The sequence below is a fragment of the Cellulosimicrobium sp. G4 BAM 1002 genome (assembly GCF_057126935.1).
In genome coordinates this window covers 4,139,407-4,156,663 of record NZ_CP182109.1, presented here as the reverse complement: position 1 = coordinate 4,156,663, position 17,257 = coordinate 4,139,407, and the positions used below count along the sequence as shown (strand labels likewise).

The following is a 17,257-nucleotide window of genomic DNA, read 5'->3' as shown; positions in this document are numbered from 1 at the left end:
TGCCCCCTCTCAGTACCGGACGTCCTGCGACCGGCGGCGGATCACGGTCATCTCGTCACGCTGGTTCCCTGTGGGGCCGAGATAGTTGAAGGCGTAGGAGAGCTGCGCGTAGCCCCCGGCCAGGTGCGTCGGCTTGAGCAGGATGCGCGTGAGCGAGTTGTGGATCCCGCCGCGCAGCCCGGACGTCTCGGCGAGCGGGACGTCGATCGTGCGGTCTGTCGCGTGGAACATGTAGACCGTGCCCTCGGGCATCCGGTGGGTGACGATCGCGCGGGCGACGACGACGCCGTTGCGGTTGTACGCCTCGATCCACTCGTTGTCCTCGACGCCGATCTTCGCCGCGTCCTGCGGGCTCATCCAGATCCCCGGGCCGCCGCGCGAGAGCGAGAGCATGAAGAGGTTGTCCTGGTACTCCGAGTGGATCGACCACTTGTTGTGCGGGGTGAGGTAGCGCACCGCCACCTCCGCGTGGCCCGCGGACCCCGGGTAGCCCGACGGCGTCGTGTCGCCCATGACCGGCGAGTCGCCGAACAGGCGGTGCATGTCCAGCGGCGGCCGGAACACCGGGAGCTGCTCGCCGAGCTCGGTCATCCAGTCGTGGTCGAGGAAGAAGTGCTGGCGCCCGGTGAGCGTGTGCCACGGCTTGAGCCGCTCCACGTTGACGACGAACGCGCTGTACCGGCGCCCGCCGTGCTCCGAGCCGGACCACTCGGGAGACGTGATGACCGGCGTCGGGCGGGACTGCACGTCCGGGAACGTCACGCGCTTGCCCTGCTCGTCGAGCGCGAGGTCGGCGAGCCGAGTGCCCGTGCGCTGCTCCACGTTCTCGAAGCCCTGCACCGCGAGCCGGCCGTTGGTCGTCCCCGAGAGGGCGAGGATCATCTCGCACGCGTGCGTGTCCCGGTCGAGCCGTGGGCGGCCCGCCGTCGGGCCGCTCGGGACGACGCCGTTGCGGCGCCCGAGGTCCGCGACCTCCGGCCCTGGGGAGAAGTGCACGCCCTTGGTGACCATGCCCGCCTTCTCGGTGAGCGGCCCGAGCGACGCCATGCGCGCCGCGAACGCCGGGTAGTCGCGCTCGACGACGACGAGCTTCGGCATCGTCACGCCCGGCACGAGCTCGCGCTCGGTCATGGGCTGCCCCGAGTCGGTGAGCGCGCCGTGCGGCACGGCCATCTCGTCCGGGGTGTCGTGCGCGAGCGGCGCGGCGACGAGGTCCTCGCGCACCCCGAGGTGGGTCGTCGCCATCTCCGACACCTTGCCCGCGAGCGTGTGGAAGATGTCGAAGTCCGTCCGCGTCTGCCACGGCGGGTTGATCGCCGGGTTGAACGAGTGCACGAACGGGTGCATGTCCGTCGACGACAGGTCGTGCTTCTCGTACCAGGTCGCCGCCGGCAGCACGACGTCGGAGAACAGCGTCGTCGACGTCATGCGGAAGTCGAGCGTCACGAGCAGGTCGAGCTTGCCCTGGGGCGCCTCGTCGCGCCACGTCATCGAGCGCGGACGCCGGTCCGGACCCGCCTCGGCGGCGTTCACCGCCGCGTCGGTGCCCAGCAGGTGCTTGAGGAAGTACTCGTTCCCCTTGCCCGACGACCCGAGGATGTTCGCGCGCCACACCGTCACGACGCGCGGGAAGTTCGCCGGGTCGTCCGGGTCCTCGCACGCGAACCGCAGGTTCCCCGCCTTCAGCTCGTCGACGACGTGCTGCGCCGGCTCCTTGCCCGCCGCGCGCGCCTCGTCCACCAGGTCGAGCGGGTTGCGGTCGAACGTCGGGTAGCTCGGCATCCAGCCGCGCTGCGCCGACTCGACGAGCGTGTCCGCCGTCGTGCGCCCGGTGAACCGGCCCTGCGCCAGCGGCGACGCCAGCGCGTCGGCCGGGAGCCCGTCGTAGCGCCACTGGTCCGTCGCGAGGTACCAGAACGCCGTCCCGATCATCTGCCGCGGCGGCCGCGACCAGTCCAGGCCGCCCGCATATTGCGCCCACCCCGTCACCGGGCGGCACTTCTCCTGCCCGACGTAGTGCGCCCACCCGCCGCCGTTCACGCCCTGGCACCCCGTGAGCGTCGTGAGTGCGAGCATCGCGCGGTAGATCGTGTCCGAGTGGAACCAGTGGTTCGTCCCCGCGCCCATGATGATCATCGAGCGCCCGCCGGAGTCGAGCGCGTTCTGCGCGAACTCGCGCCCGATGCGTTCGGCGGCCGCCGCCGGGACTCCCGTGAAGCGCTCCTGCCACGCCGGGGTCGCGGGCGTCGTGTCGTCGTCGTAGCCGGAGGGCCACTCGCCCGGCAGGCCCAGCTCGGGACGGTTCACGCCGTACTGCGCGAGCAGCAGGTCGAGCACCGTCGTCACGAGCCTCCCGCCGATCCTCCGCGCCGGGACACCCCGCACGACGACGCCCGCGCCGCCCAGGTGCGCCCCCGCCTCGTCGCCCGGGGCCGGGTCGAGGTCGAACCGCGGCATGGCGACGGCGACGGTCTCGTACGTCGCGGTCGTGGTCGTGGTGGTGGCGTGGTCGGGTCCGGCGCCGGGGGCAGCGTCGGTGCTCGGGCTGGCCGCGCCGTCGCCCTGGTCCCGTGAGGTAGAGCCCTGGTCTGCCGAGGTAGAGCCCTGGTCCGGTGACGGCGGGCGGTCGGGGATCGTGTCGCGGGTCGGGGGTGCTTGGGGGGCGCCGAAGAAGACGCCGTGGGGGTCGGCGGCGGAGAGCAGGGGGTCGATGTCGCCGAGGTCGAGGTTCCAGCGGCCCGCGTCGGCCTCGCCGAAGCGGTGGCCGAGGCTGCCGTTCGGGACGCGTGGTGTGCCGTCGGCGTCCAGGACGACGGTCTTGAAGTGCGCGTTCGGCGAGGCGGCGGTGTCGTCGCCGGGGTGCCCGACGCCGTCGGGCAGGTCTGCCGCGGTGAGGAACTTGTCCGGGACGTACGTGACGCCGGTGCCGTCGCCGCCGTCGTGCTCGGTGAGGGTCACGAGGTGCGGGAGGTCGGTGAAGCGCGCGGCGTACTCCGCGAACTGCGGGGTGCGGCGCTGCGCGTAGTGCTCGGTGAGGACGACGTGGCCCATGGCCTGGGCGAGGGCGCCGTCGGTGCCGGGGTGGGGGGCGAGCCACTCGTCGGCGAACTTGGTGTTGTCCGCGTAGTCGGGCGACACCACGATGACTTTCTGGCCGCGGTAGCGGGCCTCGGTCATGAAGTGGGCGTCGGGGGTGCGGGTGACGGGGACGTTGGAGCCCCACATGATGCAGTAGGTGGAGTTCCACCAGTCGGCGGACTCCGGGACGTCGGTCTGGTCGCCGAAGACCTGGGGCGAGGCGACGGGCAGGTCGGCGTACCAGTCGTAGAACGACAGCATGGTGCCGCCGAGCATCTGGACGAACCGGGCGCCGACGCCGTGGGACACCATCGACATCGCGGGGATGGGGGAGAACCCGGCGACGCGGTCGGGGCCGTAAGTCTTGATGGTGTGCACGTGGGCGGCGGCGACGATCTCGGCCGCCTCGTCCCAGGTGGCGCGCACGAGCCCGCCCTTGCCGCGGGCGGCCTTGTACGTGCGGGCGGCGTCGGGGTCTGAGGTGAGCAGCTCCCACGCGAGCACCGGGTCACCACCGACGGTGCTCTTCGCCCGCCGGTACAGGTCCAGCAGGACGCCGCGAACGTAGGGGTAGCGCACCCGCGTCGGGGAGTAGGTGTACCAGGAGAACGCGGCGCCGCGGGGGCAGCCGCGGGGTTCGTACTCGGGGGAGTCGGGCCCGACGGAGGGGTAGTCGGTCTGCTGGGTCTCCCAGGTGATGATGCCGTCCTTGACGTACACCTTCCACGAGCACGACCCGGTGCAGTTCACGCCGTGGGTGGAGCGCACGACCTTGTCGTGGGACCACCGGTCGCGGTAGAACACGTCGCCCTGGCGCCCACCCGTGAGGAACACCTGCCGCAGGTCGTCCGACACCTCGCCCTTCCTGAGGTGTTTGCCGAGCCGCAGCAGCGCGTCCTCGACCGGCCCGTCCGACGTCGTCGTCATGTCGGGCTCCCGCCGTCCATGGCCGGACTCGACGACGAGAGGACGGGCCTGTGCGTCGGCGGCACCGGCGCCACGGACGGGTGCGACATGCGAGCCTCCTGGGGCGAGCAGGGTCGGCGGGGGTCGGTCCACAGCCACTATGCCCAGGTGGGGACGATCGCGCGCGTCGAAGGACCCGCCGCGCGAGGAGGGGGTCGCCGGTCGCTACGGTGACCGCATGAGCACTCCCGCCCCGGCCAGGACGGGCGCCGTCGTCGCCGTCGTCACCGTGTCCGACCGCTGCTCGCGCGGCGAGGCCCAGGACCGCTCCGGGCCGCTGCTCGCGGGTCTCGCGGAGGCCGCCGGCTGGGCGGTCGTCACGGATCTCGTGCCCGACGGCGTCGCCTCCGTCCGCGACGCCCTCGCCCGTGCGGTCGCCGGGGGAGCGCGCGTCGTGCTCACGACGGGAGGGACCGGCGTCGGGCCGCGCGACCTGACGCCGGAGGGCACGCGCGAGGTCGTCGAGCAGGAGGTCCCCGGCATCGCGGAGGAGCTGCGCCGCCGCGGCGCGGAGCACGTGCCGGCGGCCGTCCTGTCGCGGGGGATCGCCGGGGTGGTGGCAGGACCCGGCGGGCGCGCGCTCGTCGTCAACCTCCCGGGGTCGACGGGCGGCGTGCGCGACGGCTGGGCCGTCCTGGAACCGTTGCTCGCGCACGTCGTCGCCCAGCTCGGAGGCCGCGACCACTGACGACCAGGCGATCTCGGCCGGTCCGGTGGGCGTGACGCACCGGGATCACCTGTTCGGCACGAGTCAGGTCAGCCGCCGGCGAAGGGCGGCAGCACGTCGACGGTCTCGTCGGTGCCGACCGGGGTGTCGTCGCTCGACGCCCGGACACCGCCCACGAGCAGCGAGCACCGGGGCAGCACGTCCGCGAGCGCCTCGTGCCGCGCGACGAGAGCGGCGTGCAGCTCGCCGACCGTCCGGGCCTCGACCGACTCGGTCTCGGTCCCGGCGGCCTCGCGCGCGCCGGCGAAGTAGCGGACGGTCGCCACGATCAGTCCTGCTGCTCGGTCGGCACCGCCGTGCCGGGCAGCTCGGGCTCCGGCGTCCACGCGAGCGCGAGCTCGGCCGCCCGGTCGAGGACGTCCTGAACGGTGCGACCTGACCCGTCGTGCGCGGCGAGGCCCGCGACGTAGCCCGCGACGAACGTCGTCAGCGGCGCGGCGGGTCGCTCGATGCCGTGCGCGGCGTCGCGAGCGAGGTCGAGGATCGCGCCGATGTCGACCACCTGCGGGTCGAGGTCGAGGTCGCTCGCGAGCGTGTCGACCCAGCGCTCCAGGTTCGTCATCGTGGCCTCCTGCCCTCGTGCTGCTCGACGGTTGCCGGCTGCGTGCCCGGTGCGGACGTCGCTCGGCGGTCGTGCTCGCGGGCATCCTCCCACGTGTCGACGTCGTCGGTGGCGCCGGACTCGTCCGGCACGGCGAGCGCCGGCAGGTCGGCGAGCAGCCGGCGCACGGCCGCCCCGTGCACGGCGGGCAGCGCGGCGAGCGACTCCTCGAGCGCCGCGCGCCGGTAGAGCCCGACGAGCCACTGCTCCCGCCCGTCGCGCACCGCGTGCACGGCACGCACGGCAGACCGGTCCGGCAGCCCGCGCGCCGCGGCGAGCAGCGCGGGGACCGCCTCCGCGGCCCGGGGTACGTCGCACGCGAGGACGAGCACCCACGGCGCGCGGCCGTCGTCGGGCAGCGCGGCGAGGCCCGCCGCGATGCCGGCGACGGGCCCGCCGAACGGCGGGTCCTCGCGCGTGAGCACGTAGCGGTCGGGGGCCGCGAGCTCGTGCGGCCCGACGACGACCGTGCGCCGGGCGCCCGACGTCGCCGCGAGGGCGTGCTCCAGCAGGGGACGGCCCGCGACCACGAGGCCGGGCTTGGGCGTCCCGAGCCGCTCCGCGCGACCCCCGGCGAGGACGACGGCGTCGTACCGGACCTCGCCCGGACCCGAACCGTCGACGGGGGGCATCACGGCTCGCGGTGCCAGTCGCCCGACTTCCCGCCCGTCTTCGCGACGAGGCGCACGTCCGTGAGCTCGACGGACTTGTCGAGGCCCTTGACCATGTCGACCACCGCGAGCCCGGCCACGGCCACGGCGGTGAGCGCCTCCATCTCCACGCCCGTGCGGTCGGCGGTGCGCACGGTCGCGGTGACGTCGACTCCGTGGTCGCCGATCTCGAGGTCGACGACCGCGCCGTGCACCCCGATGACGTGCGCGAGCGGCAGCAGCTCCGCCGTGCGCTTCGCCCCGGCGATGCCCGCGATGCGCGCGACGGCGAGCACGTCGCCCTTCGGGACCGCGCCGTCGCGCAGTGCCGCCACGACGTGCGGCGAGCACCGCACGACGCCCGTCGCCGTCGCGGACCGGACCGTCGGCTGCTTCTCGGTGACGTCCACCATGCGCGCGTGCCCGCGCTCGTCGAGGTGCGTGAAGCTCATGCGCCCACTCTTCCACGGTCGCCGCCGATCCCGCCGCGGGCCCGGCGCGTGAGCGTTGCCACGGGCCTCCGCGTGCCGCAGGATCGACGGCATGCGCAGCTCACTCCTCGATCACGCCGAACGCTCCGTCGAGCCCGGCAGCTTCCAGCTCCAGAACGACCGCATGCTCAAGGTCGACCTCCGTGGGACCGGCGGGTTCTTCTTCGCCAAGCAGGGCTCGATGGTCGCCTACCAGGGCGACGTCGACTTCGCGTACGAGGGCAGCGGCGGCCTCGGCAAGATGTTCAAGAAGGCGTTCACCGGAGAGGGCATGTCGCTCATGAAGGTGTCCGGGAGCGGGGACGTGTTCCTCGCCCAGGAGGCCGACCAGGTCTTCGTGCTGCACCTCGAGGACGAGGGCGTCACCGTCAACGGCGCGAACGTCCTCGCGTTCGAGAGCTCGCTCACGTGGGACATCAACCGCGTCGAGGGCGCGTCCATGATGAGCGGCGGGCTGTTCAACACGACCTTCACCGGGACGGGCGCGCTCGCCGTGACGGCGTTCGGCACGCCCGTCGTGCTGAACGTGGACGTCCCGACCTACGTCGACATGCAGGCCGCCGTGCTGTGGTCGACGTCTCTGCAGTCCTCGATCCGCAAGACGGCGAAGCTCTCGGCCGCGATCGGCCGTGGGTCGGGGGAGGCGTACCAGCTGGCGCTCCAGGGGCAGGGGATCGTCGTCGTGCAGGCGTCGGAGGGGCACCCTCCGCCCGCGCAGAAGTAGTCCTCGGGGGCGCTGCTCAGGGCAGGCGGAGGACCTGGACCGGGTCGCCGGGGGCGACGGTGGTGACGTCCGCCGCGACGAGGGCGAGGGCGTCCGCATGGGCGAGGGCGCTCACGCGGTGCGACCCGGAGCCGCGCGTTCGGTCCGCGCCCGGTCCGGTGGCTCCGCCGTCGTCGCGGCGGTGGTGGCGGGCCGCGGGGGCGACGCGGTCGCCGTCGGGCTCGGTGTGGCGGACGAGGACGAGCTGCTCGCGGCCCGCGGGGGAGGGCCAGCCCTCGGCCGCGACACGCTCGACCAGCGTGGGGCGCGGCTCGGGGAGGCCGCGCAGGCGGTCGATCGTGGGCCGGACGAACAGCTCGAACGAGACGAACGCGCTCACCGGGTTCCCCGGGAGGGCGAGCCACGGCACGCCGCGCCAGCGCGCGAGGCCCTGCGGCTTGCCGGGCTGCATGCCGACGGCGACCACGCGCGCGTCGGTCACGGCGTCCGACCAGGCCGTGCCCGCCCGGGTCGCGGGGTCGAGCACCTCCCGCACGACGTCGAACGCCCCCGCGCTGACGCCGCCGGTGCTCACCAGGAGGTCGGGCGCCCCGCCGTCGAACGCATCGAGGAACGCGTCGAGCGCGGCGACGAGCGCGCCCGCGGTGTCGCCGACGGCACCACGACGCACCACGTCCGCACCGCCGGACCGCGCGGACGCCGCGAGCAGCACGGAGTTCGAGTCGGGGAGCTGACCCGCCCCGGGATCCGTGCCCGGAGCGACGAGCTCGCTCCCCGTCGAGAGGACGGCGACGCGCGGCGTGCGGTGCACGGGCACCGTTGCGTGGCCCGCCGACGCCGCCACCGACACGTGCCGCGCGCTCAGCACGACCCCCGCCTCGACCACCACGTCCCCGCGCCGCACGTCCTCGCCCCGGACCCGCACGTTGCGGCGGGAGGCGTCGTGGATCGCGACCGTCGCCGGGCCGCTCCCCGAGACTCCGGGCGTGAAACGGCCGGTCGACGTGCGCTCCACCGGGACGACGACGTCCGCGCCCGCGGGCACCGGCGCTCCCGTCATGATCCGGGCGGCCTCGCCCACGGCGAGGTCCACCTCGCCGCCGTCGCCCGCGGCGACGTCCGCGACCACGCGCAGGGTCACGGGCGAGCCCGGTGACGCGCCCGCGACGTCGGCCCCCCGCACCGCGTAGCCGTCCATCGCCGAGGAGTCGAACGCCGGGGCGTCGAGCCGGGACACGACGTCGGCCGCGAGGACCGACCCGACCGCGTCCTCGAGCGGCAGGTCCGTCGTGGGCGTCGGCCGGACGAGCGCGAGGGCGTCCTCGAGATGCTGGGCGATCGTCCGGCGCGGCTCGCGGTCCATGGCCGAACCGTAGCCGAGGTCCAGGTGCCGTCCTCGGCGAGGTGGACTAGGTTGGATGGCGGAGTCATGAAGCGGCCCGAGAAACCCCCCGAAACCTGGGAGGACTGACATGGCCCCGAACACCGTGACTGCCGACACCCCTGAGCAGCTCACCCCCGTGCGTCCCGCTGTCCTCGCCGAGGTGCTCGGCGTGGGCACCCACCTCCTCGTGGGTCAGTACCGCGTCGAGCTCGGCACCGGGACCTGGTGGTGGTCGGACGAGGTGTACGCGATGCACGGCTGGGAGCCTGGCGACGTCGAGCCGAGCCTCGACGCGCTGCGCAGCCGCAAGCACCCGGACGACCGCTCGCGCGTCGTGCGCACCGCGACGGACGCGCTGCGCTCCGGCCGCCCGTTCTCGTGCGCCCACCGGATCGTCGACGGGCACGGGAAGGCGCGCTCCGTCGTCGTGACCGGCCAGGGCCGACGGGACGCGCGCGGGCGCGTCGTCGAGATCGCCGGGTACGTCGTCGACGTGAGCCCGGTGCAGCGCGAGGCGGTCGACCGTGAGGCGAACCGCGCCGTGACCAGGGCGTTCGTCTCCGCCGCCGCCGTCGAGCAGGCGAAGGGCGTGCTCATGGCCGTCCACGGCGTCGACGACGTCAACGCGGCGCGCCTGCTCGCCGAGGCGGCCGCCGAGGCCGGCGTGCCCGTCCACGAGACCGCGGCGCAGGTCATGAAGTCGCTCGCCAAGGCCGGAGGCACCGGCCCGACGGCGGAGGCCACCGTCGCGGGGGCGCTCGCCGCCGTCCGCCCGGTCGCCCGTCCGCGGGCCCACGAGGCGCAGCTCGCGCGCCGACGCGAGCCGTCGCGCTCGTAGGGCGGGCCGCTGACACACCCACCGCCGGCACGACACCGAGGAGGAACGCCATGACCGACGACACCGCCTTCCCCGCCCAGCAGCAGGAGCCTCCCGGGCTCACGGCACCGATGGACCCGACGCCGGACCACGGCGAGGAGTCGTACCGGGGCACCGGACGGCTGGACGGGCGGCGTGCCCTCGTCACGGGCGGCGACTCGGGCATCGGCCGCGCCGTCGCCATCGCGTTCGCGCGCGAGGGCGCCGACGTCGCGATCGGGTACCTGCCCGAGGAGCAGCAGGACGCCGAGGAGACGGCGCGCTGGGTCCGCGAGGCCGGCCGCACGTGCGCTCTGCTGCCCGGCGACATCACCGACGAGGCGACGGCACGCGCCCTGCCCGGCCGTGCCGCCGCGGAGCTCGGCGGGCTCGACGTGCTCGTCAACAACGCGGGGTTCCAGATGGCGCGTCGCGAGTCGATCGAGGACATCACGACGGACGAGATCGACCGGGTGCTCAAGACGAACCTCTACGCGCTGCTGTGGATCACGCAGTCGGCGCTCGAGCACCTCGGCGAGGGGGCGGCGATCGTCAACAACTCGTCGATCCAGGCCTTCCAGCCGTCGACGACCCTGCTCGACTACGCGTCGACCAAGGCCGCGATCAACAACCTCACGGTCAACCTCGCGGCCGAGCTCGGACCGCGCGGGATCCGCGTCAACGCCGTCGCGCCCGGCCCGATCTGGACGCCGCTGCAGCCTGCGACGCAGCCGGAGGAGAAGGTCCAGAAGTTCGGGCAGGACACACCGCTCGGCCGGGCCGGCCAGCCCGCCGAGGTGGCGCCCGCGTTCGTGTTCCTCGCGTCCCCGCGGGACGCGAGCTACGTCTCCGGCACGGTGCTCGGGGTGACGGGGGGCAAGCCCGTGTTCTGAGACGTCGCAGTCCTTCCCGAGGGAGCCGCGGACGGATCGGCCGAGGGCCGTGGCCGTCTCGGGAGGACCGGAGGGCGGGCGCACGACGCCCGCTCGGGGGCGGGTCCTTCGCGAGAGCGACGGCGCCCGTCACGGGGACACCAGCCGCCACGCCTTGTGCGGGCGAGACGGCCCACCGCCCCCGCCCCGCCCGCGGCACGGTGCCCGGGCGGGGCCTCCGGCGCCGTCGGCCCGCCGACAACCTCCTCCGGGCGAACTACCATGGGATGCCGGAGGGGGCCGGGACGGCCACGCGCCGAGGAGGAAGACATGACGAGCATCGAGCAGAGCGTCGAGCAGGGCGCCGTCGGCATGCCTGCCGGTCCCGAGGCCACCGTGCCGGCGCCTCAGGCGGGCACCATCCTCGGGGTGCCGGACCCCATGGGCGGGAGCGGCCTCGCGGAGCCGGCGTACGACGAGCAGAGCGTGGCGGCCCTCGTCGCCGACGCGGCGCGGGCGCTCGCGGACGAGCCGACGCTCCAGCAGACGCTGGAGCGGGTCGTCGAGCTCGCCGTGACGATGGTCGAGGGATGCGAGTCCGCAGGGATCTCGCTCGTCACGCGCGGCCGGATCGAGAGCCCTGCCGTCTCCGACCCGCTCGTCGCGCGCGGCGACGCGCTGCAGTACGAGCTGCGCGAGGGCCCGTGCCTGGACGCCGTGCACGACCACGCGCTCGTCGAGTCGGACGACGTCGCCGTGGACGACCGCTGGCCCCGCTGGGCGCCTGCGGTCGCGGACGAGCTCGGCGTGCGCTCGATGCTGTGCGTGCAGCTCTACACGTCCGAGAACGCGCACGGCGCTCTGAACATGTACTCCACGAAGCCCTACGCGTTCGGCTCCGACGCCCACCACCTCGCGGCGACGTTCGCGGCGGTCGCGGCGGCGGCGATCTCGGCCGCCCGGACCGAGGAGCAGCTCCAGTCCGCGGTGCAGACGCGCACGCTCATCGGTCAGGCGCAGGGCATCATCATGGAGCGCTACTCGCTGACCGCCGGCCGAGCCTTCGCGGTGATGAGCCGCGTGTCGCAGGACTCGAACATCAAGCTCGTCGACGTCGCGCGCCAGATCGTCGAGACGCGCCGCATCCCGGGGGTCGACCCGGCGCCGACCCAGCGCTGAGCCTGCGCCGGTCCGGCGTCAGAGCGCCGGTCCGGCGCTGCTCTCCTCGACGGCGGCGTCGAGGAGGCCGTCGACCCGGCAGCGGGCCTCGCCCAAACCCTCCCCGGCCGTCCCGAGACCGCCGACGAGCCTCCGCGCGAGCTCCCGCACGGGCACGTTCGCGTGGTTGGACCGCTTGCGCAGGACCTCGAACGCCTCGTCGGCACCCACCCCGTACGCGAGCATGACGACGCCCTTCGCCTGCTCGATGTCCGAGCGCGACGCGTCCGCGGCGCGGATCGCGGCCGTCGCCTCACGGCGGGCCGCCTCGTGGTGCGCGCCGGTGACGTCGACGAAGTAGCCCGCCATCTCCGCGACGGGCGTGCCCGGACCGGGTCGGCGACCGCGCGCCGCGACGGCGAGGGTGCGAGTCCGCCCGTTCGCGTCCACGATGCGGTGCATGGAGCCGAAGGCCTTCCCGGTGCGGGCCGTGCGGGCCAGGGCGTCCGCCGCCCGGTCCCGGTCGTCGGGATGCTTGTGCGCGAGGACGAGCGCCGTCGTCGGGACCACCTCGCCGGGCGCGAAGCCGTGCATCTCGTACACCTCGTCGGACCACCACCACACGTCGGTGGTGAGCTCGACGCGGAAGCGCCCGACGGGCTGCGGGTCACCGGTCCCGAGTGCTGCCAGGATGTCGGCAAGGCGGGAGGGGACGACGTCACCAGGGTCGGCGGCGTCGGAGGGTAGGGCGGCGTCCATCGATGGGGTCCCCGAAGGTCGATCAGGACGGAGCCGATTCCTGACCCCAGCAGTGCACGATTATGCCAGCACGTATGCCGGCACGGACACGACGGAGGACGCATGAGCGCGCAGGCCACGGACGGCCGCGACGAGTCGGTCGACGAGCGGTCGGACCGCAACTGGGCCGAGCTGCTGCAGGAGCTGCGCGTCATGCAGATGGGCGTGCAGATCCTCACGGGTTTCCTGCTCACGCTGCCCTTCCAGCAGCGGTTCTCGGACCTCGACGACTTCCAGGTCGCCGTCTACCTCACGCTGGTCGGCCTGGCCGTGCTGTCCACCGGGCTGTTCGTCACACCGGTGAGCGTGCACCGCGCGCTGTTCCGCAAGCACCGCAAGCCTGAGCTCGTCACGCTGAGCGACCGCATCGCCCGGATCGGGATCCTCGTGCTCGCGTTCGTCGTGACGGGCACCGTGCTCCTGGTCGTGGACGTCGTCGTGAGCCGGACTCCCGCCCTGTGGGCGAGCGGGATCGCGCTCGTCCTGCTCGTCGGTCTGTGGTTCGTGCTGCCGCGCCTGGTCCTACGAGGCGACTAGCTGGCCAGCCGTCGGCGCGGGACCGCGGCGTGTCTCGGACTCCGAGGAGTGTCGTTGCGCGTGCAAACGTAGGTCGGGAGACGGCGTAGCCTTCCCGGGTGACGACTCGAAATCACCAGCCGCCTGTGCTGTCTGACGTGGCTGAGCTCGCCGGAGTGAGCGTCTCGACGGTCTCGCGTGTCCTCACAGGGCGGACCCCGGTGAGCACGGGGCTCAGGGAGAGGGTGCAAGCCGCAGTCTCCCAGCTCGGCTACCGTCCCAATGCCGCTGCTCAAGCGCTCGTCAGCGGGCGTCGGTCGACCGTCGCGGTGCTCGCACGAAACACGCTGCGCTACGGCTACGCCGCCACGCTCCAGGGCATCGAGGAGGCAGCGCGAGCCGCGGGCTACGTGGTCTCGATCGCTGTCGTGGAGTCGGAGGCGCCTCGTGACCTCGGCCGCGCGGTCGATCTCGTTCTGTCGCAGTCCCTCGCGGGGGCGATAGTGGTCGAGTTCGACTCGCTCGGCGTGCGCACGCTCGAAGCGCTGCCGGAGGCGCTGCCAGTTGTGGCCGCGGCGGGTGCGCGGCGCAGGCAGGGTCCACGCCCGCACGCATTCCTCGACGACCAGGCAGGCGGCGAGGAGGCGACGCGCTATCTGCTGAGCTTGGGACACCGGACCGTTCACCACGTCGCGATCCCTGCTACCCGGCCGCGCAGCGGGCGCACCTGGGGCTGGCGGCGTGCGCTCGAGGCGGCTGGGGTCGAGCGGCCAGAGGTGTTCCAGGCGAGCTACGACCCGGACTCCGGCTACGAGGCCGGGCTGGCCCTCGCGGCGGACCCGGCGGTCACCGCGGTGCTGTGCGGTAACGACGAGCTCGCCATCGGTGTCATGCGCGCGCTCGCGGAGCAGGGCCGGCGCGTGCCCGAGGACGTCAGCGTGGTCGGCTTCGACGACCAGCCGTTCGCACGCATGTGGAGCCCGCCCCTGACGACGGTCGCCCAGGACTTCGTGGACCTGGGCCGCCGGACGTTCGGGATGCTCGCGCGCTGGGTGGAGACGGGCGAGCGCCCGGAGGACAGCGCTGCCGGGCCCGAGCTGGTCGTTCGCGAGAGCACTGCGCCGCCTCGCACCTGACGCCCTCCTCCTGCTTGCGGTCGCCTCGCCACCGCCCCTGTCGGCGTGCCGCCACGGCCTCGTCCGTTCGGAACCCGATCTGACCAACGTTTGCAGATCGACCGATGTGTGCGCTAACTTCTGACCAACGTTTGCAGGACCCGCACCGGTGCGGGGCGACGAGGGAGTGCGCGTACGTGGTGAGCACAACGGTGGCCGAGGACGTCCCAGACGCGGACGGCGCCCAAGCCTGGCCTCGAGTGGTGCGTCTGGCGGCGGCGGGTGCGGCCGTCGTCCTGCTGCTCCCCGAGGATGGCCTCCCCGAGGTCCTGCACTGGGGGGCCGACATCGGGGAGAGCCCGGAGGACCTCGAAGACATCGAGCGGGCGACCCGTCCGGTCCTCGCGACGAACGGCGTCGACCAGGGCGTGCGCGTCTCCCTCCTGCCGGAGTCCTGGACGGGATGGACCGGGACGCCCGGGCTCTCCGGCCACCGGGGCGGCAGGAGCTGGTCGCCGCGGTTCCGCCCGACTCGGGTCGACGTGGACCAGCGCGCACAGGGCGGCTCGGTCGTCGTCCGGGCGCACGACGCGGACGCCGGTCTCCGTCTCGGGCTGGAGCTGGAGCTGCTCCCCTCGGGGCTGCTCCGGCTGCGCGGGCGGGTGACCAACGTCGCCGGCCGGCCGTACACCCTCGACGGTCTGCGCCTCGCCCTGCCGGTCCCCACGAAGGCGGACGAGCTCCTCGACCTCGCCGGGCGCTGGGCCAAGGAGCGGGTCCCGCAGCGGTCCCCTTTCGTCGTCGGCTCCCACGTCCGCGAGGGTCGGCACGGTCGGACCGGTGCGGACGCGGCGACGGTGCTCGTCGCGGGCGAGCCCGGGTTCGGGTTCGAGGCGGGGGAGACGTGGGGGCTCCACGTGGCCTTCAGCGGCAACCATGTCGTGTCCGCCGAGCGGACCTTCGACGGGCGTCGGCTCCTCCTCGGTGGTGAGCTGCTGCTTCCCGGTGAGGTCGCGCTCGCTCCGGAGGAGTCGTACACGGGCCCATGGCTCTATGCGAGCCATGCGGACGGGCTCGACGCGCTCGCCGCGCGGTTCCACGACCATCTGCGCGCGCGTCCCTGGCACCCGCGCACACCCCGACCGGTCGTCATGAACGTGTGGGAGGCCGTCTACTTCCACCACGACCTCGACCGCCTGAAGGAGCTCGCCGACCTCGCCGCCGAGGTGGGGACCGAGCGGTTCGTCCTCGACGACGGGTGGTTCGGTGGGCGTCGGGACGACGCCACAGGTCTCGGCGACTGGACCGTGTCCGAGGAGGTCTGGGGAGGCGGGCGGTTCGCCGACCTGGTCCGGCACGTCAAGGGGCTGGGGATGGAGTTCGGCCTCTGGTTCGAGCCCGAGATGGTGAACCTCGACTCCGACCTCGCTCGACGGCACCCCGAGTGGATCCTCCAGGTCGAGGGAAGGCTCCCCGTCGAGGCGCGTCATCAGCAGGTGCTCGACCTGTCGCACCCGGGCGCGTACGAGCACGTGCTGTCGAGCATCGTCGGGGTCGTCCGCGAGCACGGCGTCGACTTCGTCAAGTGGGACCACAACCGCGACCTCGTCGACGCGGGGTCGACGCGTACCTGTCGCGCTGGGGTCCACGAGCAGACGCTCGCGACCTACCGCCTCCTTGACGAGGTCCGCGAGTACTGCCCGGGTCTGGAGATCGAGTCCTGCTCCTCCGGCGGTGCGCGCGTCGACCTCGAGATCCTCGAGCGGACCGATCGGGTCTGGGCGTCGGACTGCATCGACGCCCACGAGCGCCAGCAGATCCAGCGCTGGACGGCGCAGCTCCTGCCGCCCGAGCTGGTCGGCAGCCATGTGGGGGCGGACCGCGCGCACACGACGGGCCGCCGGCTCGACCTCTCGTTCCGTGCCGCCACGGCGCTCTTCGGTCACTTCGGGATCGAGTGGGACCTCTCGGAGGCCACCGCGGCGGAGCGGAGAGAGCTCGCCGACTGGGTGGACCACTACAAGCAGGTGCGGCACCTCGTGCACACGGGTCGCGTGGTGCGTCGATCGCTCGAGGGCGGCGACCTGTGGCTGCACGGCGCGGTGAGCCCGGACCGCACCGAAGCGCTGTACGGGCTCACCCTGCGCGAGCGCCACGTGACGTGGCCCGCGGGCCGGGTGCAGCTTCCCGGCCTGGACCCCGACGCGACCTACCTCGTCCGCCCGTCCGGTCCGGCAGTCGTCCGGGGCGACGACCCGCGCACCGCCCCCGCGTGGTGGGCGGACGGTCTGCGGTTGAGCGGGGCGGCGCTCGGCTCCGTCGGTCTGAGCGTCCCGGCGCTCGACCCGGACCAGGCGGTGCTGATCCACGTGGAGGTGGAGAGATGAGCGCGGAGACGACGAGCCCGCGACCGGCCGCACCGGCTCGGGCGGGGCGGCGGCGGTCACAGGAGGTGCGGAACCTCCCGGCGGCCCTGCTGTTCGTGCTGCCCGCCGGTCTCGGATTCGTCGTGTTCTTCCTGTGGCCCACGCTCCGGGGGATCTGGCTGAGCTTCACCGACTCGACGGCGTTCAACGCGGGTGGTCTCGTCGGGATCGAGAACTACCAGCGGATGTTCGCCGACCCGGTCTTCTGGAACGCCATCAAGGTGACCATCTGGTACGTGCTGCTCAACATCGGGCTCCAGACGGTGCTCGCCGTGGTGGTCGCGGTGCTCATGCATCGGCTCACGCAGTCCATGGTGGTCCGCGGCATCATGATCACCCCGTACCTCGTGTCCAACGTCGTCGCGGCGCTGCTCTTCCTCATGCTGCTCGACTATCAGCTGGGCTTCGTCAACGAGCTGGTCGAGACGCTCGGCGGCGACCGCATCATGTTCTTCGGTGACCAGTCCCTCGTGATCCCGACGATCGCCCTCGTCAACGTGTGGAGACACCTCGGCTACACGGCGCTCCTGCTCTTCGCGGGGCTCCAGACGATCCCGGAGAACCTCTACGAGGCGGGCCGTGTGGACGGTGCATCCGAGCTGCGCATGTTCCGCTCGATCACGATGCCGCTCCTGCGCCCCTACCTGGGCCTCGTGCTCATCGTCACGATGATTGGCTCGTTCCAGGTCTTCGACACGGTGTCGGTCGCGACCCAGGGCGGTCCCGCGAACGCCTCGAACGTCATCCAGTACTACATCTACGAGGTCGCCTTCAGCCGCGGGTACGACTTCGGCTACGCGTCGGCCATGTCGGTCGCACTGCTCGTCGTGCTCGCCGGGATCGCGATCGTCCAGTTCCGGCTCACCCGGGCCAACCAGAACGACATGGCGTGAGG

16 protein-coding genes are annotated in these 17,257 nt (G+C 73.3%); 9 read left to right on the top strand and 7 right to left on the bottom strand.

What is annotated here, in order from left to right; all coding sequences use genetic code 11:
* Window positions 1-9: 9 nt before the first annotated feature.
* The gene (locus ACMXGY_RS18510; protein WP_483774429.1) at window positions 10-4,005 is read right to left on the bottom strand and encodes a nitrate reductase subunit alpha; all 3,996 of its coding nucleotides are present in this window, start codon (window positions 4,003-4,005) and stop codon (window positions 10-12) included.
* A gap of 217 nt (window positions 4,006-4,222) precedes the next feature.
* Between ACMXGY_RS18510 and ACMXGY_RS18505 the strand changes: the two genes are divergently transcribed.
* Window positions 4,223-4,732 (top strand): MogA/MoaB family molybdenum cofactor biosynthesis protein, encoded by a 510-nt coding sequence (locus ACMXGY_RS18505; protein WP_483774428.1) that lies wholly within the window; start codon window positions 4,223-4,225, stop codon window positions 4,730-4,732.
* A gap of 68 nt (window positions 4,733-4,800) precedes the next feature.
* Here the strand turns inward: ACMXGY_RS18505 and ACMXGY_RS18500 are convergent, their stop codons facing one another.
* From ACMXGY_RS18500 to moaC, 4 genes are read right to left on the bottom strand one after another with little or no spacing between them, the layout of a single operon-like run.
* Window positions 4,801-5,037, bottom strand: coding sequence for a MoaD/ThiS family protein (locus ACMXGY_RS18500; RefSeq protein WP_483774427.1), 237 nt, complete (start codon window positions 5,035-5,037; stop codon window positions 4,801-4,803).
* A gap of 2 nt (window positions 5,038-5,039) precedes the next feature.
* A complete protein-coding gene (locus ACMXGY_RS18495; RefSeq protein ID WP_483774426.1) occupies window positions 5,040-5,333 on the bottom strand; it encodes a DUF6457 domain-containing protein in 294 nt (97 codons plus the stop codon).
* Window positions 5,330-6,004: a molybdenum cofactor guanylyltransferase gene (mobA, locus tag ACMXGY_RS18490; protein ID WP_483774425.1), complete on the bottom strand. Its 675-nt coding sequence runs from the start codon at window positions 6,002-6,004 to the stop codon at window positions 5,330-5,332. Before mobA ends, ACMXGY_RS18495 begins: the two co-directional genes overlap by 4 nt.
* Window positions 6,004-6,474: a cyclic pyranopterin monophosphate synthase MoaC gene (gene moaC, locus ACMXGY_RS18485; protein WP_483774424.1), complete on the bottom strand. Its 471-nt coding sequence runs from the start codon at window positions 6,472-6,474 to the stop codon at window positions 6,004-6,006. Before moaC ends, mobA begins: the two co-directional genes overlap by 1 nt.
* A 91-nt stretch (window positions 6,475-6,565) precedes the next feature.
* On the opposite strand from moaC, the gene ACMXGY_RS18480 reads away from it, so the two are divergent.
* Window positions 6,566-7,237, top strand: coding sequence for an AIM24 family protein (locus ACMXGY_RS18480; protein ID WP_483774423.1), 672 nt, complete (start codon window positions 6,566-6,568; stop codon window positions 7,235-7,237).
* Between the two features lie 16 nt (window positions 7,238-7,253).
* Here the strand turns inward: ACMXGY_RS18480 and ACMXGY_RS18475 are convergent, their stop codons facing one another.
* Window positions 7,254-8,600, bottom strand: coding sequence for a molybdopterin molybdotransferase MoeA (locus tag ACMXGY_RS18475; protein ID WP_483774422.1), 1,347 nt, complete (start codon window positions 8,598-8,600; stop codon window positions 7,254-7,256).
* Between the two features lie 109 nt (window positions 8,601-8,709).
* Between ACMXGY_RS18475 and ACMXGY_RS18470 the strand changes: the two genes are divergently transcribed.
* From ACMXGY_RS18470 to ACMXGY_RS18460, 3 genes are all read left to right on the top strand, one after another.
* Window positions 8,710-9,459 carry a PAS domain-containing protein gene (locus tag ACMXGY_RS18470; RefSeq protein WP_483774421.1) on the top strand — a complete coding sequence of 250 codons (750 nt, stop codon included), beginning with the start codon at window positions 8,710-8,712 and terminating at the stop codon, window positions 9,457-9,459.
* A 50-nt stretch (window positions 9,460-9,509) separates the two neighbouring features.
* On the top strand, window positions 9,510-10,370 hold the full coding sequence (locus ACMXGY_RS18465) for an SDR family oxidoreductase (protein WP_483774420.1): 861 nt from the start codon (window positions 9,510-9,512) through the stop codon (window positions 10,368-10,370).
* A gap of 309 nt (window positions 10,371-10,679) precedes the next feature.
* On the top strand, window positions 10,680-11,528 hold the full coding sequence (locus tag ACMXGY_RS18460; RefSeq protein WP_483774419.1) for a GAF and ANTAR domain-containing protein: 849 nt from the start codon (window positions 10,680-10,682) through the stop codon (window positions 11,526-11,528).
* Window positions 11,529-11,546: 18 nt separating this feature from the next.
* On the opposite strand, the gene ACMXGY_RS18455 is transcribed toward ACMXGY_RS18460, so the two are convergent.
* The gene (locus ACMXGY_RS18455) at window positions 11,547-12,266 is read right to left on the bottom strand and encodes a PAS and ANTAR domain-containing protein (RefSeq protein WP_483774418.1); all 720 of its coding nucleotides are present in this window, start codon (window positions 12,264-12,266) and stop codon (window positions 11,547-11,549) included.
* 102 nt (window positions 12,267-12,368) lie between these two features.
* On the opposite strand from ACMXGY_RS18455, the gene ACMXGY_RS18450 reads away from it, so the two are divergent.
* The 4 genes from ACMXGY_RS18450 (at window position 12,369) to ACMXGY_RS18435 (ending at window position 17,255) form a co-directional block, all read left to right on the top strand.
* Window positions 12,369-12,842, top strand: coding sequence for a DUF6328 family protein (locus tag ACMXGY_RS18450; RefSeq protein WP_483774417.1), 474 nt, complete (start codon window positions 12,369-12,371; stop codon window positions 12,840-12,842).
* A gap of 98 nt (window positions 12,843-12,940) precedes the next feature.
* The gene (locus tag ACMXGY_RS18445; protein ID WP_483774416.1) at window positions 12,941-13,957 is read left to right on the top strand and encodes a LacI family DNA-binding transcriptional regulator; all 1,017 of its coding nucleotides are present in this window, start codon (window positions 12,941-12,943) and stop codon (window positions 13,955-13,957) included.
* A 239-nt stretch (window positions 13,958-14,196) separates the two neighbouring features.
* The gene (locus ACMXGY_RS18440) at window positions 14,197-16,323 is read left to right on the top strand and encodes an alpha-galactosidase (protein ID WP_483774415.1); all 2,127 of its coding nucleotides are present in this window, start codon (window positions 14,197-14,199) and stop codon (window positions 16,321-16,323) included.
* Window positions 16,320-17,255, top strand: coding sequence for a carbohydrate ABC transporter permease (locus ACMXGY_RS18435; RefSeq protein WP_483774414.1), 936 nt, complete (start codon window positions 16,320-16,322; stop codon window positions 17,253-17,255). The genes ACMXGY_RS18440 and ACMXGY_RS18435 overlap by 4 nt, the downstream gene beginning before the upstream one ends.
* The last annotated feature ends 2 nt before the right edge of the window (window positions 17,256-17,257 follow it).

Bases quoted from the DNA above. Each gene is read 5' to 3' on its own strand.
- ACMXGY_RS18505 (WP_483774428.1), top strand. From the start codon at position 4,223: ATGAGCACTCCCGCCCCGGCCAGGACGGGCGCCGTCGTCGCCGTCGTC.
- ACMXGY_RS18475 (WP_483774422.1), bottom strand. From the start codon at position 8,600: ATGGACCGCGAGCCGCGCCGGACGATCGCCCAGCATCTCGAGGACGCC.
- ACMXGY_RS18465 (WP_483774420.1), top strand. From the start codon at position 9,510: ATGACCGACGACACCGCCTTCCCCGCCCAGCAGCAGGAGCCTCCCGGG.
- ACMXGY_RS18460 (WP_483774419.1), top strand. From the start codon at position 10,680: ATGACGAGCATCGAGCAGAGCGTCGAGCAGGGCGCCGTCGGCATGCCT.
- ACMXGY_RS18450 (WP_483774417.1), top strand. From the start codon at position 12,369: ATGAGCGCGCAGGCCACGGACGGCCGCGACGAGTCGGTCGACGAGCGG.
- moaC (WP_483774424.1), bottom strand. From the start codon at position 6,474: ATGAGCTTCACGCACCTCGACGAGCGCGGGCACGCGCGCATGGTGGAC.
- mobA (WP_483774425.1), bottom strand. From the start codon at position 6,004: ATGCCCCCCGTCGACGGTTCGGGTCCGGGCGAGGTCCGGTACGACGCC.
- ACMXGY_RS18495 (WP_483774426.1), bottom strand. From the start codon at position 5,333: ATGACGAACCTGGAGCGCTGGGTCGACACGCTCGCGAGCGACCTCGAC.
- ACMXGY_RS18455 (WP_483774418.1), bottom strand. From the start codon at position 12,266: ATGGACGCCGCCCTACCCTCCGACGCCGCCGACCCTGGTGACGTCGTC.
- ACMXGY_RS18470 (WP_483774421.1), top strand. From the start codon at position 8,710: ATGGCCCCGAACACCGTGACTGCCGACACCCCTGAGCAGCTCACCCCC.
- ACMXGY_RS18510 (WP_483774429.1), bottom strand. From the start codon at position 4,005: ATGACGACGACGTCGGACGGGCCGGTCGAGGACGCGCTGCTGCGGCTC.
- ACMXGY_RS18480 (WP_483774423.1), top strand. From the start codon at position 6,566: ATGCGCAGCTCACTCCTCGATCACGCCGAACGCTCCGTCGAGCCCGGC.
- ACMXGY_RS18435 (WP_483774414.1), top strand. From the start codon at position 16,320: ATGAGCGCGGAGACGACGAGCCCGCGACCGGCCGCACCGGCTCGGGCG.